17 protein-coding genes are annotated in these 18487 nt (G+C 71.2%); 6 read left to right on the top strand and 11 right to left on the bottom strand.

Going from position 1 to position 18487, the window contains the following annotated elements:
• Positions 1–35 precede the first annotated feature (35 nt).
• Positions 36–938, top strand: coding sequence for a hypothetical protein (locus ACLQ3K_RS09395; RefSeq protein ID WP_425998786.1), 903 nt, complete (start codon positions 36–38; stop codon positions 936–938).
• Positions 939–979: 41 nt separating this feature from the next.
• Here the strand turns inward: ACLQ3K_RS09395 and ACLQ3K_RS09390 are convergent, their stop codons facing one another.
• On the bottom strand, positions 980–1267 hold the full coding sequence (locus ACLQ3K_RS09390; RefSeq protein WP_425998784.1) for a DUF2277 domain-containing protein: 288 nt from the start codon (positions 1265–1267) through the stop codon (positions 980–982).
• 39 nt (positions 1268–1306) lie between these two features.
• Here ACLQ3K_RS09390 and ACLQ3K_RS09385 point away from each other — a divergent pair, with 39 nt between their 5' ends.
• Positions 1307–2500, top strand: coding sequence for a serine/threonine-protein kinase (locus ACLQ3K_RS09385; RefSeq protein ID WP_425998782.1), 1194 nt, complete (start codon positions 1307–1309; stop codon positions 2498–2500).
• 31 nt (positions 2501–2531) lie between these two features.
• Here ACLQ3K_RS09385 and ACLQ3K_RS09380 read toward each other — a convergent pair whose 3' ends face one another.
• Together ACLQ3K_RS09380 and ACLQ3K_RS09375 are read right to left on the bottom strand one after the other, a co-directional pair.
• Positions 2532–3101, bottom strand: coding sequence for a hypothetical protein (locus ACLQ3K_RS09380; RefSeq protein WP_425998780.1), 570 nt, complete (start codon positions 3099–3101; stop codon positions 2532–2534).
• A 90-nt stretch (positions 3102–3191) separates the two neighbouring features.
• A complete protein-coding gene (locus ACLQ3K_RS09375; RefSeq protein ID WP_425998778.1) occupies positions 3192–4109 on the bottom strand; it encodes an FAD-dependent oxidoreductase in 918 nt (305 codons plus the stop codon).
• Positions 4110–4241: 132 nt separating this feature from the next.
• Here ACLQ3K_RS09375 and ACLQ3K_RS09370 point away from each other — a divergent pair, with 132 nt between their 5' ends.
• The 3 genes from ACLQ3K_RS09370 (at position 4242) to ACLQ3K_RS09360 (ending at position 7574) form a co-directional block, all read left to right on the top strand.
• Positions 4242–4838, top strand: coding sequence for a DUF1269 domain-containing protein (locus tag ACLQ3K_RS09370; RefSeq protein ID WP_425998776.1), 597 nt, complete (start codon positions 4242–4244; stop codon positions 4836–4838).
• Between the two features lie 25 nt (positions 4839–4863).
• On the top strand, positions 4864–5697 hold the full coding sequence (locus tag ACLQ3K_RS09365) for an acyl-[acyl-carrier-protein] thioesterase (RefSeq protein WP_425998774.1): 834 nt from the start codon (positions 4864–4866) through the stop codon (positions 5695–5697).
• A gap of 116 nt (positions 5698–5813) precedes the next feature.
• The gene (locus tag ACLQ3K_RS09360; protein WP_425998772.1) at positions 5814–7574 is read left to right on the top strand and encodes an MFS transporter; all 1761 of its coding nucleotides are present in this window, start codon (positions 5814–5816) and stop codon (positions 7572–7574) included.
• A gap of 30 nt (positions 7575–7604) precedes the next feature.
• Here the strand turns inward: ACLQ3K_RS09360 and ACLQ3K_RS09355 are convergent, their stop codons facing one another.
• The 7 genes from ACLQ3K_RS09355 to ACLQ3K_RS09325 form a co-directional block, all read right to left on the bottom strand.
• Entirely contained in the window at positions 7605–9944 is a 2340-nt protein-coding gene (locus tag ACLQ3K_RS09355) for an FdhF/YdeP family oxidoreductase (RefSeq protein ID WP_425998770.1), read from the bottom strand.
• On the bottom strand, positions 9941–10786 hold the full coding sequence (fdhD, locus tag ACLQ3K_RS09350) for a formate dehydrogenase accessory sulfurtransferase FdhD (protein WP_425998768.1): 846 nt from the start codon (positions 10784–10786) through the stop codon (positions 9941–9943). The genes ACLQ3K_RS09355 and fdhD overlap by 4 nt, the downstream gene beginning before the upstream one ends.
• 65 nt (positions 10787–10851) lie before the next feature.
• Positions 10852–11622 (bottom strand): MerR family transcriptional regulator, encoded by a 771-nt coding sequence (locus ACLQ3K_RS09345; protein WP_425998766.1) that lies wholly within the window; start codon positions 11620–11622, stop codon positions 10852–10854.
• A gap of 9 nt (positions 11623–11631) precedes the next feature.
• Complete coding sequence (locus ACLQ3K_RS09340) at positions 11632–13116, bottom strand: flavin-containing monooxygenase (protein ID WP_425998764.1); 1485 nt, start codon at positions 13114–13116, stop codon at positions 11632–11634.
• A gap of 17 nt (positions 13117–13133) precedes the next feature.
• Positions 13134–14057, bottom strand: a complete 924-nt coding sequence (locus ACLQ3K_RS09335) for a ferritin-like domain-containing protein (RefSeq protein ID WP_336671290.1) — start codon at positions 14055–14057, stop codon at positions 13134–13136.
• Between the two features lie 35 nt (positions 14058–14092).
• Positions 14093–14947 carry an SDR family NAD(P)-dependent oxidoreductase gene (locus tag ACLQ3K_RS09330; protein ID WP_425998761.1) on the bottom strand — a complete coding sequence of 285 codons (855 nt, stop codon included), beginning with the start codon at positions 14945–14947 and terminating at the stop codon, positions 14093–14095.
• On the bottom strand, positions 14947–15927 hold the full coding sequence (locus ACLQ3K_RS09325; protein WP_425998759.1) for an alpha/beta hydrolase: 981 nt from the start codon (positions 15925–15927) through the stop codon (positions 14947–14949). Before ACLQ3K_RS09325 ends, ACLQ3K_RS09330 begins: the two co-directional genes overlap by 1 nt.
• A gap of 87 nt (positions 15928–16014) precedes the next feature.
• Between ACLQ3K_RS09325 and ACLQ3K_RS09320 the strand changes: the two genes are divergently transcribed.
• Complete coding sequence (locus ACLQ3K_RS09320) at positions 16015–17076, top strand: 2Fe-2S iron-sulfur cluster-binding protein (RefSeq protein ID WP_425998757.1); 1062 nt, start codon at positions 16015–16017, stop codon at positions 17074–17076.
• Positions 17077–17083: 7 nt separating this feature from the next.
• On the opposite strand, the gene ACLQ3K_RS09315 is transcribed toward ACLQ3K_RS09320, so the two are convergent.
• Positions 17084–18469 (bottom strand): lipase family protein, encoded by a 1386-nt coding sequence (locus tag ACLQ3K_RS09315; protein ID WP_336671293.1) that lies wholly within the window; start codon positions 18467–18469, stop codon positions 17084–17086.
• Positions 18470–18487: the final 18 nt, after the last annotated feature.

Genomic DNA, 18487 nt, shown 5'->3' with positions numbered 1-18487 from the left:
GTGATGCGGATCACAGACGGAGTAGATTCACTGCCATGCGTGTGCGGCACTCCCTCTCCCTCGCGGCGGCGCTGGCGCTGTGCGCGGCCGCCCCTGCGTTCGGGGCGTCGCCGCCGCCGGGCGCGCTGCTCGGCGAGTTCGCGCAGAACCAACTGGAGAACTGCGCCGCGATCTGCCCGTACGCGCTGCAGGGCGCGATCGGGGTGCCCGCAGGGGTGGTCGCCGCGCCGGGCGCGGCGCTCGCCGCGGCCGCGGGCGGCCCGTTCCGCGCGCTCGGCGCGGGGGCGGCGGCGGTGACCGGTCCCGCGGACGCGGCGATGACCGGCATCATCGGCAACGATCTCAATCAGGTGGTGCCGCGGTTCCAGAACGGCGTGGTCATCGGCCTGCTCGATCTGATGCGGATCGGGGGCGGCACCGGCTCGGTCGGCGCGCTGCGCACCGACCTGCTCGCCGCCTTGCAGCAGCCGTTGCCGCCGGTCGCCGCCACTCCTCCCCCGCTCACGACGCCGCCGGCCTTCGGCATCACGCCCACGCCCCAGAACGCGGCGGAGACCGCGGTGGCGCAGGGGACGAACGCCTTCTTCGCGGCGGCCTTCTACGTCCCGGAGCTGTCGCTGCTCGGGGCGACGCAGACCGCGAACGCCGCGGCGACGACGCTCGCGGAGTCCGGCGACCCCGTCGCCGCCGTCCAGGCCGGGCTGGACGCCGCGGGAGCGGTGGCGGCGGAGAACGCGCGGATCCTGGAGCGGGCGCTCTCGACGCCGTCGACCGGCGGGCCGACGAGCGCGGGCGCGCGGTCGACGAACCCCGACGATGCCGCGGGCGCCGGGCAGAGCCCGTCGGCCACCGTCGACGCCCCCGGGTCGGGCGACGCCACCACGCCCACCGACGCGACCGGGTCCGGCGACACCACGACCACCGACGACGGGGACTGAGCTACGTCCCGCCGAACCTCACGGGAGCGAGGCCGGTCCGGTCACGCGGACTCGGTCGCGGCGGCTCTGGCCTCGATCCGCGCCCTGACCTCCGGGCGGCGCAGCGGCGGCACCGTCTTCGGCGGCTGCCGGCGCGCGGGCAGCGCGTCGAGCAGTTCCTCCGTCGCGGCGGTCACCTTGGCGACCGCGAGCTCGAAGGCGTCGTGGTTGGCGTCGCTGACCTTCTGAATCCCCGAGACCTTGCGCACGTACTGCCGCGCGGCGGCCTCGATCTCCTCGTCGGTGGCGGCGGGTTCGAGTCCCCGCAGTTCAGTGATGTTCCGGCACATACTCCGACGGTAGTCCCGTCCCGGGTAAATTGCTGTCGCATGGGAGAGGGAACGGGGGAGGCACAGGAGATCGCGGGCTATCGCGTACTGCGCCGCCTCGGCAGCGGGGGCATGGGCGAGGTCTTCCTCGTCCAGCATCCGCGGCTGCCCCGCCGGGACGCGCTGAAGCTGCTGGACTCGAGCGTCTCGCGCAACGCGGACTTCAAGGCTCGGTTCAGCCGGGAGGCGGACGTCCTGTCGATCCTGTCGCATCCGAACATCGTGGGCATGTACGACCGCGGCGAGGTCGACGGCCGGCTGTGGCTGGCGATGGAGTACGTCGCGGGCGACGACGTCGCGGTGATCCTCGCGCGCAACGGGCCGATGCCGTTGGGCCTGGTCACCGACATCGTCGCCGGCGCCGGGGCGGCGCTCGACTTCGGGTGGCACGAGCACCGCATCACGCACCGGGACGTCAAGCCCGCGAACATCCTGGTGCGGCTGACGGGCGGCCGCGCGACGACGGTGAAGCTCGTCGATTTCGGGATCGCCAAGGCCGCCGGCGAGACGACGTCGCTGACCTCGACCGGGGTCACCGTGGGCACGATGAGCTACATCGCGCCGGAGGCGATCGAGGGCCGCCCGCTGGACCTGCGCGCCGACGTCTACTCGCTCGGCTGCACCGCGTTCCAGATGCTCACCGGGACGATGCCGTACACCGGCACCTCCGTCGCCCTCATGTCCGCGCACCTGAACCGGCCGATCCCCCGGATCACCGAGCGCGTGCCCACCCTGCCCGGCTACCTCGACGCGGTGTTCGCGACGGTGCTGGCGAAGGAGCCGCGGGACCGCTTCCAGGACTGCGCGTCGTTCGTCGCCGCGCTGTCCGGCGCGGCTCCCGTCCCCGCCCCACCTCCGACGACGCAGGCGATCGCCCTGCCGGCAGTGCCTCCTACGACGATGCCCGCCGCCGATCACTTCGCACGCACGGAACTCCGCGCGGCCGGGCCCGCCCCGGAGCCCACCGAATCGTCCCGCGGCACCGGGATCCTCAAGGGCGGCATCGCGGTTCTCCTGGTGGGCGTCCTCGCCGTCGCCGGCTTCCTCGGCTTCACGTTCCTGCGGGCCTCGGACACCACTGTCACTCCGACCACGCCCAGCTCCGTCCGCGTCACGACCCGCGTCCTCCCGCCCACCGGCGCCTCCGCGCCGCCGACCGCCCCGCCGCGCACGCCGGACTACGGCACCCGCTGACCGCCCCGGCAGCACCGCCCCGGCGTCCGCATCACGGCGCCCCGAGGATCGTCGCGCAGCTCCACGAGGCCCTGATCGTCAGCGGCGTACCCGGGGTCCCCTTCTGCCGGGACAGCACGGCGTCGATGCTGCCGGACTTGTCCGCGTCGAGGGTGATGGTCCCCTTGACCTGACTCGCGTTCGTGACGGGGCCGGACGCCCAGCGCTCGTCCGAGACGACGCCGGCCGAGTCGCGGTAGAAGGTGACGACGCCGGTGCTCATGCTCGTGATCATGAAGCGTGTCCGGCCCTCCTCGACCGACGAGATCCCGATCGACAGCCGGTAGGGCTGGCCGTTGATCCGCACGACGCCGTTGAAGGTGTAGTGGTGGCCGCGGGTCCCCCACTGGTACCACCGGCAGGTGACGGGCTCGGCGAGTTCGGTCGACTTCCCGGTCGGTCCGCCGCTGACCTCCACGGTGAGAGCGTCGACGGGGCCTCTCGAGGTCGTGCCCGGAGCTGATGCCGCGTCCGAGAGCGGGACGCAGCCCACGACCGCGAGGCCGAGGAGCGAGATCGTCGCGGCGGCGCGCACGTGCCGGCGGTGTCTGATGATCGTCATCGCTCGACGGTACGAACCGCAGTGCCCCAAGGGCATCGGCGTCAGTACTCATCTCCCGCTTCGCCTGCCGCGCACGTTACGCGGCCGCGCTCACCCGACCAGCGCGGCGACCTCGTCGGCGCAGCCCCAGCTCAGGGTCACCCCGGCGCCGCCGTGGCCGTAGCAATGGACGACGTCGCCCTCGCGCTCGAGGCGCACCGTCGGGCGGGACGGCCGCAGGCCGATGTTGTGGCCGAGCACCCGCGCGTCCGCGAGCTCGGGGACGAGCGCGCGGGCCCGGGCGAGGATGGCGTCCGCGGTGGCCGGGTCGACGGTGAGGTCCTCCGCGCCGTGGTCCTCGGTGCCGCCGACCACGACGTCGTTCGAGCGCGGCACGACGTACGTGGTGACGCCGAGGTCGAGCGCGGAATCGTCGATCCACCAACGGTGCACGCCCACCTGCTCGAGGTAGACCACCTGCCCGCGCACCGGCTCGAGGGTGGCGTCGCCGACGAACTCGCGCGCTCCCAGTCCGGTCGCGTTGACGACGGTGCCGTCCAGCTCGTCGAGGGACCGAACCCCCCGTTGTTCGACGGTGCCGCCGAGCTCGCGGACGCGGCCCGCGAGCCAGGGCAGGTAGACGGGCATCTCGATGACGGGCGAGACGAAGCTCCACCCCTCGGCGTAACCGGGTCGCGGCGCCGCGACCCGCTCGACCGACGGCACGGCGGAGGTCCACCACGGCTCCGGGACCGGTTCGCGGAAGATCTCGGTACCGGGCGTCATGACGACACCGTCGACGCCGCGGGCGGCGAGCGCCGTGAACTCGGCGAGCGTCGCCGCGGACCATCCGGTCACCCGGTCGCGGGGCTCGGCGAGGTACGGGTACCAGACGGCGGCGGCGACCGCGGAGGTCAGGCCGGGCGAGAGTTCCCGCCCGTACACGCGAACACCGTGCCCCGCCTCGAGCAGGCGCACCGCGCACGACAGTCCGATCACGCCGGCACCGACGATCGTCACCTCAGCCATGCGGACAGCCTGTCATGCCCGTCGCCGGCCGCGGCGGCCGTTCCCGCGATGCCACCGCCTCTTCGCAATCGCAGCGTAGGCTTTGCAGCGTCACCACCCCGAACGAATCACCCACGGATACAAGGAAGTGCCATGAGCGAATACGTTGCCGTCATCTCCCTGCCCACCCGCGCCGCCACGTACGAGGAGTACTCGGAACTCAAGAACACCGCGGACACGTACGGGGTGGTGTCCTCCGCGATCGTCGAGCGCAACGCGGACGGCACCTACGACATTCCCGAGACCACCGACGGCACCACGGGCACCGGCACCCTCAGCGGTTCGCTCATCGGCATGCTCGTGGGCGTGCTCGGCGGCCCGGTGGGCATGCTGCTCGGCATGTCGGTGGGCACGGCGACCGGCGCGCTGGTGGACGCGAGCAACCTCGACGACAGCGACGACGTGATCTCCCTCTTCGCGCAGCAGCTCCCGCCCGGCAACAACGCGATCATCGTGCAGACCGAGGAGCCGACGACCGACGCGCTCGACGCGCAGGTCGCGCGGGCCGGCGGCCGCATCGCGCGCCGCCCGCTCGACGAGGTGATCAGCGAGCTCGAGGCGCAGCAGGACGCCGCGGACGCCGCCGCGAAGGCCGCCCGCAAGGCGGCGCACGAGCAGAAGAAGCAGGAGCGCCACGACAAGAACGAGGACCGGATCAACGCCCTCAAGGCCAAGTTCAGCCGCGACTGACCACCCACGTCGTTAGGCTCGCCATGTGAGTGACTACGAGTTCCTGCAGGCTGCGCCGCCCGGTCCCTCCTTCGAGAGGAGCTGGCCCGTCCGCACGGGTGACGTCGACCCCGAGCGGCGGGTCCGGCTCGACGGGGTCGCGCGCTACCTGCAGGACATGGCGAACGACGAGATGTTCCACCGCGGTTTCGACGCCACCGACCCGTACTGGCTGGTGCGCCGCAGCATCATCGACGTGCTCGAGCCGCTGCACTGGCCCTCGGACGTGACGCTGCTGCGCTGGTGCGAGTCCACCAGCTCCCGGTGGTGCAACATGCGGATCACGCTGCGCGGCAGCTCCGGTGGGCACATCGAGACCGAGGCCTTCTGGATCCGGTTCAGCGCCGACTCGGGGATGCCGACGCACATCAGTGACGGCGGCATGGAGTACCTGCAGCAGTACGTGACGGAGACCCGGCTGCGCTGGAAGGCGCTCAACACCGCCACGCCGCCCGAACCCTCGGCGGGCGACTACACCGTGAAACTGCGCGCCACCGACTTCGATCCGTACCAGCACCTCAACAACGCCGCGTACCTGCAGCTCGTCGAGGACGACCTGAACGGCGACGCCCTTCTCGCGGCCCCGCACCGCGCGATCATCGAGTACCTCGCGCCGATCCCCCTGGGTTCCAGCGTGCAGGTGCGGTCCGAGCGGGACGACGCCGGCTACCGGCAGTGGCTCTACCTCCTGGACGAGGACGGCGCCCCCGCCCGCAAGCCGGCATCGGCGGTCTCGGTCGTCGCGCTGACCGGCGCCCCCTTCGCTCCTCCCGCGCCGTGGCCGCCGGAGCAGGTCGAGCGGATCGAGTGGCGGGTCTGACAGTCCCGAATCGGGCGAAAAAGACGCACCTCCCGCCCCACGTGGCGGCACTCCGTTCGCAGGCCTAAGCTCCTCGAGGTAGATAGATAAGATCTTCTAACCTTAAGGACGGAACGTTGGCGCCGGCCCTGCTCGACACCCCCGCATCGAAGCCGCACAGCGACTCGTACAAGTGGATCGCCCTGTCCAACACCACCCTCGGGATGCTGATCGCGACGATCAACAGCTCGATCGTGCTGATCGCGCTGCCCGACATCTTCAAGGGCATCCACCTGAACCCGCTGGAGCCGGGCAACACCAGCTACCTGCTGTGGATGATGATGGGCTTCCTGGTCGTGACCGCGGTCCTCGTGGTCGCCTTCGGCCGGCTCGGCGACATGTTCGGGCGGGCCCGCATGTACAACATGGGCTTCCTGATCTTCTCGGTCTCGTCGATCTTCCTGGCGGCGACCTGGTTCGACGGGCACGCCGCGGCCCTGTGGCTCATCGGCTGGCGCGTGGTGCAGGGCGTCGGCGGCGCCTTCCTCATGGCGAACAGCTCCGCGATCCTCACCGATGCCTTCCCGCCCGACCAGCGGGGGCTCGCGCTCGGCATCAACAGCGTCGCGGCGATCGCCGGCTCGTTCCTGGGCCTGATCATCGGCGGCCTGCTCGCGCCGATCAACTGGCACCTGATCTTCCTGGTCTCCGTGCCCTTCGGGGTGATCGGCACCGTCTGGGCGTACCTGAAACTCGAGGACCGCGGCGCCCGCGTGCCGGCGACGATGGACTGGTGGGGCAACCTGACCTTCGCCGTCGGTCTCATCGCGGTCCTGGTCGGCATCACCTACGGCATCCAGCCCTACGGCGGCCACGCGATGGGCTGGACCTCGCCGTTCGTGCTCGCCTGCCTGCTGGGCGGCGCGGCGGTGCTCGCGGTCTTCTGCGTCATCGAGCTCCGGGTCGACTCCCCGCTGTTCGACCTGCACCTGTTCCGGAACCGGGCGTTCATATGGGGCAACGCCGCGAACCTCTGCGGCTCGCTGGGCCGCGGCGGGCTGCAGTTCATGCTCATCATCTGGCTGCAGGGGATCTGGTTGCCGCAGCACGGCTACGACTACACGCAGACCCCGCTGTGGGCGGGCATCTACATGGTGCCGATGACCGTCGGATTCCTGCTCTCCGCCCCGATCTCCGGCGCCCTCTCGGACCGGATCGGCGGCCGCGCACTCAGTTCCGTGGGCCTCGTCATCACCGCGCTCACCTTCCTCGCCCTCATCGCCCTGCCGGTCGACTTCGCCTACTGGGCCTTCGCCGTCATCCTGTTCGTCAACGGCGTCGGCATGGGCATGTTCGGCTCGCCCAATCGCGCGGTCGTGATGAACTCGCTGCCCGCGACGTCCCGCGGGTCGGGCTCGGGAATGATGACGACCTTCCAGAACTCGGCCATGGTGCTCTCGATCGGCCTGTTCTTCTCGCTGATGATCGCGGGCCTGTCGGGCTCGCTGCCCGGCGCCATGTCGACGGGGCTCCAGGCCAACGGCGTTCCCCCGCAGTACGCCTCGGAGATCGCCGCGCTGCCGCCGGTGGCGGTGCTGTTCGCGGCCTTCCTCGGCTACAACCCGGTGCAGGAGCTGCTCGGCCCGCACCTGGCGCAGCTGCACCTCACGGCCGAGCAGACCCAGCACCTCACGGGCCTGCAGTTCTTCCCGCACCTCATCGCCGAGCCCTTCCGCTCGGGCCTGGAGCTCGCCTTCTCCTTCGCCGCGGTGGTCTGCCTCCTCGGCGCGGTCGCCTCGCTGCTGACGGGCGGCAAGGAGGTCGACGGTGCGCCCGACGACGACCCCGAGACCCTCGAGTCCGAGGCCGACGAGGTGGAGACGATCGCCCGGTACTGACCCCGGTCCGGGGGCCGACCGGCTCCCGGGCTAGGCCGACTTGACCAGCCGCACCGCGACGTTCTTCATGAGCGGCTGGTCGGACTGGGTGCTGTAGTCGGCGATCCCGATGAGCGCGTTCATCTCCGGCATGTAGCCGGCCGCGGCGCCCCGGGGGAGGTCGTACTTCAGCGCCCGGAACCGGCGCAGCGTGCGCTCCGAACCGTCGCGCGAGGTGGAGGTGATGTCCACGAAGTCGCCCTCGGCGAGGCCGCGGGCGGCCATGTCGGCCTCGTTGAGGAAGATCAGCTCGCGCAGGTTCTTGATGCCGCGGTACCGGTCGTTGGCCGAGTAGATCGTGGTGTTCCACTGATCGTGCGAGCGCATGGTGCCGAGGATGAGCACGTCCTCGTCCGCGGGGATCACGTTCGGCATCGGGGCCAGCGAGAAGTTCGCCCGGCCGGACGGCGTGCGGAAGTCCCGCTCGCGGGCGGGCTGCGGGATGCGGAACCCACCCGGGTTCTTGAGCCGCTCGTTGAAGCCCTCGAAGCCGGGGAGCACCTGCGCCATCACGTCGCGCATGCGGTCGTAGTCGTCGACGTAGGACTGCCACGGCGTCCGGCTGTCGGGCAGCGTCGCCTTCGCGATACCGGCGATGATCGCCATCTCGGACTTCAGCTCCTTCGACGCGGGCCGGCGCTTGCCGCGGGAGATGTGCACCATGCTCATCGCGTCCTCGACGGTCACGCCCTGCAGGCCCGCGAGCTGCTCGTCCTTCTCGGTGCGGCCGAGGCACGGCAGGATCACGGCCGCGCGGCCGTGCACGAGGTGGCTGCGGTTGAGCTTGGTGCTGACCTGCACGGTGAGGTCGGTCTTGCGGAGTCCGGCCGCGGTGTACGCGGTGTCGGGCGCGGCGAGCACGAAGTTGCCGCCCATCCCGACGAAGACCTTCACCCGCCCGTCGTGCATGCCCTCGATCGAGTTCACCGTGTCGAGGCCGCCGGCCCGCGGGGAGACGATGCCGCAGACCTCGTCGAGCTTGTCGATCCACGGCGGCGGGCGGTGGTCGATGCCGCACGTGCGGTTGCCCTGCACGTTGCTGTGGCCGCGCACGGGCGACGGACCCGCGCCGGGCCGGCCGATGTTGCCGCGCAGCAGCAGCAGGTTGGTGATCTCGCGGACGGTGTCCACGCCGTGCTCGTGCTGGGTGATGCCCAGGCACCACGCGATGATCGTCTTGTCCGCGTCCAGGTACACCTGCCCGGCGCGGCGGATCTCCGACTCCGGCAGGCCCGCCTGGGCGGTGATCTCGTCCCAGCTCGTGGCCGCGACGAGGTCGCGGTAGGCCTCGAACTCGGCGGTGCAGTCCCGCAGGAACGCGGCGTCGAGCACCGTCGGATCCGATTCCGCGGCCTCGAAGACGACCTTGGCCATGCCCCGCATCAATGCGAGGTCGCCGCCCGGCCGCACCTGGATGTTCATGTCGGACACCGAGGTCGCCTTGAACAGCGCCATGTCGACCATCTCGTGCGGGACGATCGTCTTCGTCGCGCCGGCCTCGACCAGCGGATTGATGTGCACCACCTGCGCGCCGCGCCGCGTGGCGTCGGCCAGGGCGGTCAGCATCCGCGGCGCGTTCGACGCCGCGTTGACGCCCATGATGAAAAGGGCGTCCGCCTCCTCCCAGTCCTCGAGGTCGCAGGTGCCCTTGCCCGTGCCGATGGACGCCTGCAGCGCGCGGCCCGACGCCTCGTGGCACATGTTGGAGCAGTCGGGGAGGTTGTTCGTGCCGTACTCGCGGGCCAGCAGCTGGTAGAGGAAGGTGGCCTCGTTGCTGAGCCGGCCGGACGTGTAGAACGCCGCCTCGTTCGGGCTCGAGAGCCCGCGCAGAGCGTCGCCGATCAGGGCGAACGCCGCGTCCCAGCCGATCGGGACGTACCTGTCGGAGGCCTCGTCGTAGACCATCGGCTCGGTCAGCCGGCCCTGGTCCTCGAGGTCGAAGTCGGTCCAGTCCGCGAGCTCGGTCACGGTGTGCTCGGCGAAGAAGTCGCGCTTGACCCGCTTGGGCGTCATCTCCCAGGTCACGTGCTTGACGCCGTTCTCGCAGAAGTCCAGCGTGAGCTTCTTGTCGTCGGGCCAGGCGCAGCCGGGGCAGTCGTAGCCGGTGGGGTGGTTCATCACGAACATCGAGTGCGTGCCGCGGATCAGCTCCCGCTGCTGGAACAGGATGGTGCCGACGGACTTGGCCGCGCCCCAGGAGGCCGCCGCGTGGTGGTACGGGGAACTGGACCAGGCGCCGTCGGTGACCGGCCCGAAGCCGCCCTGGCGGGGGACGTCGGGCAGGAGGCCGGGGACGTGGGCCGGGGCCTGGGGCTGGTGATCGGTGGTCATGTCAGGACTTCCTGTCGCACTCGCTGGGGCTGGGAGTAGACGTTCATGTGGTCGCCGCGGACGAAGCCGAGCAGGGTGAGGCCGGCCTCGTCGGCGAGCTCGACCGCGAGGGACGACGGTGCCGAGACCGCCGAGAGCACGGGGATGCCCGCCATCGCGGCCTTCTGCACCAGCTCGAAGCTGGCGCGCCCGGAGACCTGGAGGATCACACCGCGCAGCGGCAGCCGGCCCTGCAGCAGGGCCCAGCCGATCACCTTGTCGACGGCGTTGTGCCGGCCCACGTCCTCGCGGAGCACGAGCAGCTCGCCGGTCTCGGCGTCGAACAGCCCGGCGGCGTGCAGGCCCCCGGTCTTGTCGAAGACGGCCTGTCCCGCGCGGAGCCGGTCCGGCAGCGCCGCGACCCGCTCCGCGCCGACGACGACCGGGTCGGCCCGCACGTCGAAGCGCGAGACGGTGCGGACCGCGTCGATGCTGGCCTTGCCGCACATCCCGCAGGAACTGGTGGTGTAGAAGTTGCGGGTCACGTCGGGTGCGGGCGGGCGGACGCCCTCCGCGAGGGCGATGTCGAGCACGTTGTACTCGTTGATCTCACCGCCGGTGCCGGGCCCGCCGCAGTGGATGGCCGAGCGGAACTCCTCCGCGGCGCCGATCACGCCCTCGGAGACGAGGAAGCCCGCGGCGAGCTCGACGTCGTGCCCGGGGGTGCGCATCGTGACCGCGAGCGGCGTCCCCGCGACGCGGATCTCGAGGGGCTCCTCCACGGCGAGAGTGTCGATGCGGCGCAGCGGATCACCGCCGACGGTGACCTTGACCACCGCTCGACGCACCGTGATCCGACCCATGCCCCTGACGCTACACCCGTGTCTTCCGCGCGATCACGGCATCGGCGGGAGGCGGAGACGGCCCGTCAGCCGCGTGCCGCGCCACCTGCGTCGCCGCCGGCTCCGGCCCGGTCGTCCGCCGCGACCTTGTGCGCCTGCAGCTCCTGATCGAGCGCGGCGTCGAGGGCCCGGTCCAGGGCCGCATGGGCGTTCTCGGTGCCCGCGCGACGCATGGCGCCGAGCAGTCCGACCGCCCAGGCGACGTCCTCGTCGGACGACGGGAGCCAGCCGGGTCCGCGGCGCCGGTCCACCTCGTCGTGCGCGGCGGCCATGAGGATCTCGGCCGCCTCGTTCATCTTGGCGACGAAACGGTGTTGCACGTCGACCAGCACGGCGAGGTCCATGCCCTTGGCCACCAGACGCGCGAGGTTGCCGATGATGTGCCGGTCGGCCGCCTCGTACCGCCCCGGCTCCGCGGTCTCGGTGACGATGCCGGCGCCGAGGAGGGCGGCGAGCGCGTCCTCGTCCAGCGGCCCGAGCCGCGACTCGAGCTCCGCCCGGCTCAGCACCGGCCGGTCCGCCGACGCCCACGGCTCGTCGAGGATGTCGTTGAGGTCGAGCGCGTCGCCGATCCTCGCGCCGGGGTTGGTGAGGAAGGTCGCGATGTGCCCCAGGTTGAAGCCGTTGCCGAGCAGCTTGTTGATGGCGAGCAGGTTCCGGAGGTGCTTCTCGGTGTAGATCGCGACCCGGCCCCGGCGCAGGGGCTGGGGCAGCAGCCCGCGCTCCTGGTAGCCCCGGATGTTGCGGGTCGTCGTCCCCGACACCCGGGCCAGGTCGTCGATCCGGTACTCGGTCATAGCCGCATGCTATCCGGCGGCGACCGCCGCACCCGCCTCCTCGTGCACGAGGATCCGGTAGTCCCGCAGGTCGACGGTGCGCAGCTGGCCCACGTACTGCGAGGCGAAGCCCGGGTACATGGTGGCGTTGAAGCCGTCGTCGGTGAGGTACCAGCTGCTGCAGCCGGAGTTCCAGGTGGTCGAGGTGAGCCGGCGCTGGATCTCGCGGTTGTACTCCGCCTGCACGTCGGCGCGCACGTCGAGCGCCTTCCAGCCGTTGCCGACCAGCTGGGCGATCGCGTCCGTGATGTAGTCGATCTGCGCCTCCATGTAGACCAGCGCCGAGCTGTGCCCGGGGCCGGAGTTGGGGCCGAAGGTGACGTACAGGTTCGGATACCCGGAGACCGCGACGCTGCGGTAGGCGTACGCGCCGCCGCTCCACTCGTCCGCCAGCACGCGCCCGTCGAGCCCGGTGACGGGGATCGGCGAGCCGGTCTTGGAGACGTCGAAGCCGGTGGCGAAGACGATGCAGTCGAAGCGGTGCTCGACGCCCTCGACGGTGCGGATCCCCTGCGGCGCGATGCGCGCGATGGGCCACGTGACCAGGGTGCAGTTGTCGCGCTGCAGCGCCGGGTAGTAGTCGCTGGTCATGAGCAGGCGCTTGCACCCGGCCGCGAAGTCCGGGGTGAGCTGGCGGCGCAGCCACGGGTCGCACACCTGCAGCCGCAGGTGCAGCTTGCTGACGGCCTCCACCACCCGGGTGAGCGGGGTGTTCCACACGACGCCGAGCGCGACGGACTCGTGGCCCCAGAACCACAGGGCCCGCGCGAGCTGCTGCGCGCCGGGGATCGAGCGGTACAGCCCCTTGGTGAATTCGCCGGTCTCGGTGTTGATCCGGGGCAGCACCCACCCCGGGGTGCGCTGGAAGACCTTGACGGAGGCGGCCTTCTTCACCAGCTCGGGCACGATCTGGACGCCGCTGGCGCCGGTGCCGACGACGGCCACCTTCTTGCCGGTGAAGTCGTAGTCGTGGTCCCAGCGGGCGCTGTGGATCTTGTGGCCCTCGTAGTCCTCGATGCCGGTGATGGCGGGGAAGGAGCAGTTCGCGAGGGGGCCGGAGGCGAGGATCACGGACCGGGCGCGCAGCGGCTCGCGGCCCTCCAGGGCGACGGTCCACTCCCCCGCGTCGGCGTCGTACTCGAGTCCGGTCACGGTGTGCTCGAACCTGATGTGCGGTGCGACGCCGCTGGTCTCGACCATGCGGTCGATGTAGCCGAGGATCTCGGCGCTGCCGGAGTAGGTGTGCGACCAGTCCGGGTTGGGCGCGAAGCTGTAGGAGTACAGGCGCGACGGGATGTCGCAGGCGGCGCCGGGATAGGTGTTGTCGCGCCAGGTGCCGCCGACGCGGGTGTCGCGTTCGAGGACGACGAAGTCGTCGATCCCCTTGTCGCGGAGGCGGATGGCGGCACCGATACCGGCGAAGCCGGCGCCGATGACGGCTACGGAGTGGGTCATGGCTGATCAGATCCTCGTCAGGCGGTGGGCTCGTAGGTCAGTTCCTGCGACCAGGTGGGCGTGCGGTGCACCAGGGGGAACGGGATGAGGGAGGTCGCCTTCACCAGGGTGTCCGCGGGCACGTGGTAGAGCCGGTTGGTGCGGTTGATCACCCAGCTGCCGTGCCAGGCCACCACGCGGAACATGGGGAGGCGCTTGATGTACTCGCTGCGATCGCCGGCGGCGCGGTAGCGCTTCATGGCGCCGTACAGCCGTTCCTCGTCGACACCCATCTCGACGATGTTGTCGCGCATCTTGTTCAGCAGCGGGACGTAGCTGAGGAAGCCGATGAGCAGCGAGGGCTTGACCCACCCGCCGACGAAGTCGATGGTGCGCTTGCGCAGGTCTGCGTGACCGAGCATGTCCATGACCTCGAAGTCGACCGCGAGGTGGCGGGATTCGTCGGCGTTGATCCGCTTGAACACCTCCTGCGCTACGGGGTCCTTCACCTCGTCGGTGATGAATTTGATGAGGGCGCCGTCGAGGGCGACCTCGAGCATGGGGATGACGGTGCCGAGGAAGGAGAGCGACATGCCGTCGGAGTGCTGGTCGAGCCAGTTGATCACCAGCTGCACGTTGATGTTCGGCGACGGGATCTCGTCGTCGTCGAGCATGCCCCACCGGCGCATGAGCGCGAGCTCGGCGTTGGCGTGCTTCTGCTCCTCCGCGTGGAAGTGCTCGTAGATGCTCTTGAGCGTGGGGGTCGGCGCCTTGCGCGCCATGGCGGCGAAGCCGCGGGCGCCCACGTTCTCGATCCACATCAGGTCGGAGAGGAAGGGCTTGAGCTTGGCGTGCAGTTCCGGGTCGATGAGCTCGGCACCGGGTGCGTCCCAGTCGATGTCGACGAGGGCCCACTGCCGGTCCTTGATCATCTGGAGCATGTTGTCGAGGTCCATGGCCATGAGAACGGTCCTTTCGGGGTGGCGGGGGTGTCCGGTCAGGAGGCGGGGAACAGCCGGGTGAGTAGGCCCAGCCCCCGGACGTAGGGCGTCGGGAAGTGGCGCTTGAGGTGCCAGATGACGTTCGCGTCGAGCTGGGGCACCACGTAGAGGCGGCCGAGGTCGACCGCGTCGAGGGTCTGCGCGGCGACGCCGTCGGGCGAGATGCCCGTGAGCTTCATGAGGGTGCCGGCGAGGTTCTTGCTGCCCTCGGTGATCCGGCCGTCGCGCGCGACGTTGGTCTTGACGAAGGTGGGGCACAGCACCGTCACGTTCACGCCGGTCCCGGCCAGCTCGGCGGCGAGGGTCTCCGACAGGGACATGACGCCGGCCTTCGAGACGTTGTACGGCCCCATCGACGGCGCGGCCGCGAAACCGGCGGCGGAGGCGACGTTGATGATGCCGCCGCGGCCCGCCTCGCGGAGCATGGGCGCGAACAGCTCGCAGCCGTGCACCACGCCCCAGAGGTTGATGCCGAGGGCCCAGTTCCAGTCGTCGAGCCCGATGTCGCCGACGGGGCGGCCGCCGATGCCGACGCCCGCGTTGTTGATCACCAGGGTGGGCGGACCGTCGAAGACGGTGCGCGCGAACGCCGCGAGGGATTCGACGGCGGCCCGGTCGGCCACGTCGACGACGACGGCGTGCGCCCGCCCACCGCGGGCCTCGATGAGCCCCACGGTCTCCTTCGCGCGCCCCTCGTCGATGTCGGCGCAGACGACCTCGCCGCCGCGGCGGGCGAGTTCGAGCGCGAAGGCGCGGCCGATGCCGCTGCCGGCGCCGGTGACGACGGCCTTCGCATCGCCGGTGATCGGATCGCGGACGAGGTGGTGCAGCAGTCGGTCGATACCGAACATCAGGAGGCCTCCGAATCAGTGTGAGCCGCAACGGTGTCGAGCGCGGCGAGGAAGTCGCGCACCCGCAGGAGCGCGGCGTCGGCCTCCGGCGCGAGCCGGGGCAGCGCCTGGAAGACGTGCATGAGGCCGGGCCAGATCTCGAGCGTGCTCGCGCCGCCGTGGTCGCGGAGCTCGGCGTCGAGGTACCGTGCGTCCGCGGAGAGCATCTCGGCGCCGCCGGCCTGGATCAGGAAGGGTGGCAGCCGGTCCGAGCGCCAGAAGTCGAGGCGCAGGCGCGGATGTTCCGGATCCACGCCCGCGGTGTAGAGGTCGACGAGGCGCTTCGCCGCGGCGGCGGAGATGGCGGGATCGCGCCGTACGCGCTCCTGCTCTGCGGCGAGGACGAAGGTGAGGTCGATGAGCGGGGAGAACAGGACGGCCGCGGCGGGCTGCGGGCGTTCGGTGGCCGCGCGCTGCAGCAGCAGGTCGCAGATGAGGTGTCCGCCCGCGGAATCCCCGGCGATCACCAGGCCCTCGGCCGCGTAGCCCTGGGTGAGCAGCCAGTCCCAGCCGGCGGCGACGTCGCCCGCCGCGGTCGGGAAGGGGTGCTCCGGCGCGAGCCGGTAGTCCACCACGAAGACCGGGAGCCCGGTGGTGGCGGACAGCCGAGCGGCGAGGCTGCGGTGCGTGCGCGCCGAGCAGATCGCGTAGGCGCTGCCGTGCACGTAATAGATCGCGCGCCGCCCGTAGGTGACGCCGGGACCGAGGACCCAGTCGCCCCGCACCGGGGCCCGCACGGCGGTGACGGCGGTCCCCCGCGGGGTCGAGCCCAGCGCACCCATGATCGTGGCCACGAGCCCGCGGGCGAGCCGGACCCCGGGCGCGTTCATCGGGATCAGCCCGGTGGCCGCGCCGAATCCGTAGCGGGTCAGAACCGCGGCGACGTCGGACCGGGTCGTCGAGGCCGACGGGACCGGCGGCGCCGGTGTCGTTGTTCGCATGCCTTTCACACCACCAGCAATCGTGCCATTTGTCAATGGCACAGTTGTGGCGGTAGCGTCCGGGTCCCCGACGAAGGAGCAGAGCACGTGGATCCATCGACGCCCGCGCAGTCGCATCCGCTCGAGATCATCGACGTGATCGAGGAGACCGCCGACGCGGTCTCCCTCGTCTTCGCGCGTCCCGACGGCGAGCGCTTCGACTACCTGCCCGGGCAGTTCCTGACGCTGCGCGTGCCGGGCACGCCGGAGGACGGCTCCACCTGGGCGCCCCGCTGCTACTCGCTCTCCAGCACCCCCGGGATCGATGCGCACCTGCAGGTCACCGTCAAGCGGACGGCCGGGGGATACGCCTCGAACTGGCTGTGCGACAACGCGAAACCGGGGATGACGATCGAGTCCCTGCGGCCCGGCGGGCGGTTCACCGTGCGCGACTCCCCCGACGCGCTCGTGCTGTTCGCCGCGGGGAGCGGCATCACTCCGGTGATCTCGATCCTGCGGGCCGCCCTCGCGGAGTCCGCCGTGCCGGTGGTGCTCGTGTACGCGAACCGGGACCGCGAGTCCGTCGTCTTCGACGCCGCGCTGGCGGAACTGGCCGCGTCCCACGGCGACCGGCTGCGCATCACCCACTGGCTCGAGTCCGAGCGCGGTCTGCCAAACGCCGCGGCGCTCGGCGCACTCCTGCCCGCGCCGACCGTCGCGACGTCGGCGTACCTGTGCGGCCCCGCCCCGTTCATGGACTGCGCCACCGAGGCCGCCGCGGCCGCGGGCATCGACGGCGCGCGCATCCACCGCGAGGCCTTCTCGTCGCTGACCGGCGATCCGTTCGCCGCCACGCCCTCCGGGGCGCCGGCCGGCGGCCCGACATCGCCGGACGGTGCCGCGACCGCCACCGTCGGCCTGAACGGCGAGACCACCGTCATCGCCTGGCCCCGCGACCAGGTGCTGCTCGACGCGCTCCTGGACCGGGGCCTCGACGCTCCCTATGTGTGCCGCGAGGGCAACTGCGGCGGCTGCGCCTTCACGCTGCGCCGCGGCGAGGTGCACATGCTGGTCAACGACACCCTCGACGACTACGAGCTCGGCAACGGCGTCCGGCTCGCCTGCCAGTCACTCCCCCGGGCCGACGATCTGGAGGTCGAGTTCGACTGACCCGCGATCAGCGACCGGCCCCGATCGCGTGCCCGAAGAGCGCAGCCAGATCGCCGCCGACCACCTGCGAGAAGGTCGGCCACCAGGCCGGATCGAGAGCCATCGAACCCGCGTCCTTCGTGGAGCAGCCGGACGGGGCGGGCCTGCCCTCCAGGCGATCCCGGAGCCAGAGCAGCGCGAGTGGCGCGCCGACGACCTCACCGGTGATGTGCTCGCTGAAGTGGTCCCTCGTGTACGTCACCCTCGCCCCGGGCTTGGCGCAGTAGTCGGCGACCAGCCGGTTGACCTGACCGACTGGAATCACCTCGTCGGGATTCGAGTTCCAGATGTACATCGGCATGTCCGGCAGCACTGTGCCCATCCTCGTCTCGGCGAGAACCCGCCGGACGGGCGGCGCGGTGAGCGGATCGCCCGGCCACCGGATCATGCCCTTGAGGTTGACGAAGGGCAATGTCGCGGCCTGAACACCCACGCAGAAGGGCTGTTTGATCGCAGCGAGGAACTTCCCCGCGGGGTCGAGGTGCTTCTCGAGGAATTCCCGGAAGTAGGGGTACTCGCGGGTGAGTCCGAGCACCGCACCGAAGATCAGCCCGCTGGTCGCCTGGCCGTTCGCGACGTCGAGCACCACACCGAGATCTGCGGGAACGCCGCCCTCGGCAGCGCCGACGATCGGCAGCTCCGGGGCGTAGCTGCGCTTGAGCTCCGCCGCGTGACCGGTCGCGATGGCGCCGCCCGAGTAGCCGAACATCGCCATCCGGCTGTCCTTCGACACCCCCAGCGGACCGAAGTCCCGCGCCGCGCGCAGGCCGTCCAGGGTGATCCGCGCGTGCAACGGGCCCGCCCCGTAGGCGGACGCCGCGCCCTGGTAGTCCGGTATCGACACAGCGTAGCCCTGCTGCAGCACGCCCTGCACCACCAGCATCTCGAACGGGATCGCGGCGTTCTGCACGGGGAGGCTCAGCGACCACTGCTGTACCGCGTACGACGGGGCGCAGTACTGCGCCAGTCCGTCCTCCGCCAACTGCATGGACACCACGTGCCGCGCACCCGCAGTCCGACCCCGCGGCTTGAGCAGGGTGGTCACACCGAGAATCGGTTCTCCCCGGGTGTTCTCGGTACGGAAGGACACCTTCCACGCGTCCACATTGAGGGGCAGAACGCCGAAGTTCGCTGCGTTGATCGCCTGCGCCGCGACGATCTCTCCGGGCTTCTTGTCCGCGTAGGCCGCGGCCGGCGGCGCGTAGAACGACGGGTCGAACTCGGCCGGCAACGGGATCGCCGGAGCCGGCTCGACAGGCACCGTCGCCGGGCGCACCGCGTCGCCCGAGGCCACGCCGGGCAGCCCCGTCACCGCCATCGCGAACGCCAGGACCACGGCGCCGACCAGCCTCACGATCCGTCGCGAAATACC

This window comes from Tsukamurella sp. DT100, assembly GCF_049844855.1.
Classification (GTDB): domain Bacteria; phylum Actinomycetota; class Actinomycetes; order Mycobacteriales; family Mycobacteriaceae; genus Tsukamurella.
This window is presented reverse-complemented; position numbering and strand designations above follow the sequence as displayed.

Bases quoted from the DNA above. Each gene is read 5' to 3' on its own strand.
- ACLQ3K_RS09375 (WP_425998778.1), bottom strand. From the start codon at position 4,109: ATGGCTGAGGTGACGATCGTCGGTGCCGGCGTGATCGGACTGTCGTGC.
- ACLQ3K_RS09385 (WP_425998782.1), top strand. From the start codon at position 1,307: ATGGGAGAGGGAACGGGGGAGGCACAGGAGATCGCGGGCTATCGCGTA.
- ACLQ3K_RS09325 (WP_425998759.1), bottom strand. From the start codon at position 15,927: ATGCGAACAACGACACCGGCGCCGCCGGTCCCGTCGGCCTCGACGACC.
- ACLQ3K_RS09330 (WP_425998761.1), bottom strand. From the start codon at position 14,947: ATGTTCGGTATCGACCGACTGCTGCACCACCTCGTCCGCGATCCGATC.
- ACLQ3K_RS09380 (WP_425998780.1), bottom strand. From the start codon at position 3,101: ATGACGATCATCAGACACCGCCGGCACGTGCGCGCCGCCGCGACGATC.
- ACLQ3K_RS09355 (WP_425998770.1), bottom strand. From the start codon at position 9,944: ATGACCACCGATCACCAGCCCCAGGCCCCGGCCCACGTCCCCGGCCTC.
- ACLQ3K_RS09345 (WP_425998766.1), bottom strand. From the start codon at position 11,622: ATGACCGAGTACCGGATCGACGACCTGGCCCGGGTGTCGGGGACGACG.
- fdhD (WP_425998768.1), bottom strand. From the start codon at position 10,786: ATGGGTCGGATCACGGTGCGTCGAGCGGTGGTCAAGGTCACCGTCGGC.
- ACLQ3K_RS09340 (WP_425998764.1), bottom strand. From the start codon at position 13,116: ATGACCCACTCCGTAGCCGTCATCGGCGCCGGCTTCGCCGGTATCGGT.
- ACLQ3K_RS09370 (WP_425998776.1), top strand. From the start codon at position 4,242: ATGAGCGAATACGTTGCCGTCATCTCCCTGCCCACCCGCGCCGCCACG.
- ACLQ3K_RS09335 (WP_336671290.1), bottom strand. From the start codon at position 14,057: ATGGCCATGGACCTCGACAACATGCTCCAGATGATCAAGGACCGGCAG.
- ACLQ3K_RS09395 (WP_425998786.1), top strand. From the start codon at position 36: ATGCGTGTGCGGCACTCCCTCTCCCTCGCGGCGGCGCTGGCGCTGTGC.
- ACLQ3K_RS09390 (WP_425998784.1), bottom strand. From the start codon at position 1,267: ATGTGCCGGAACATCACTGAACTGCGGGGACTCGAACCCGCCGCCACC.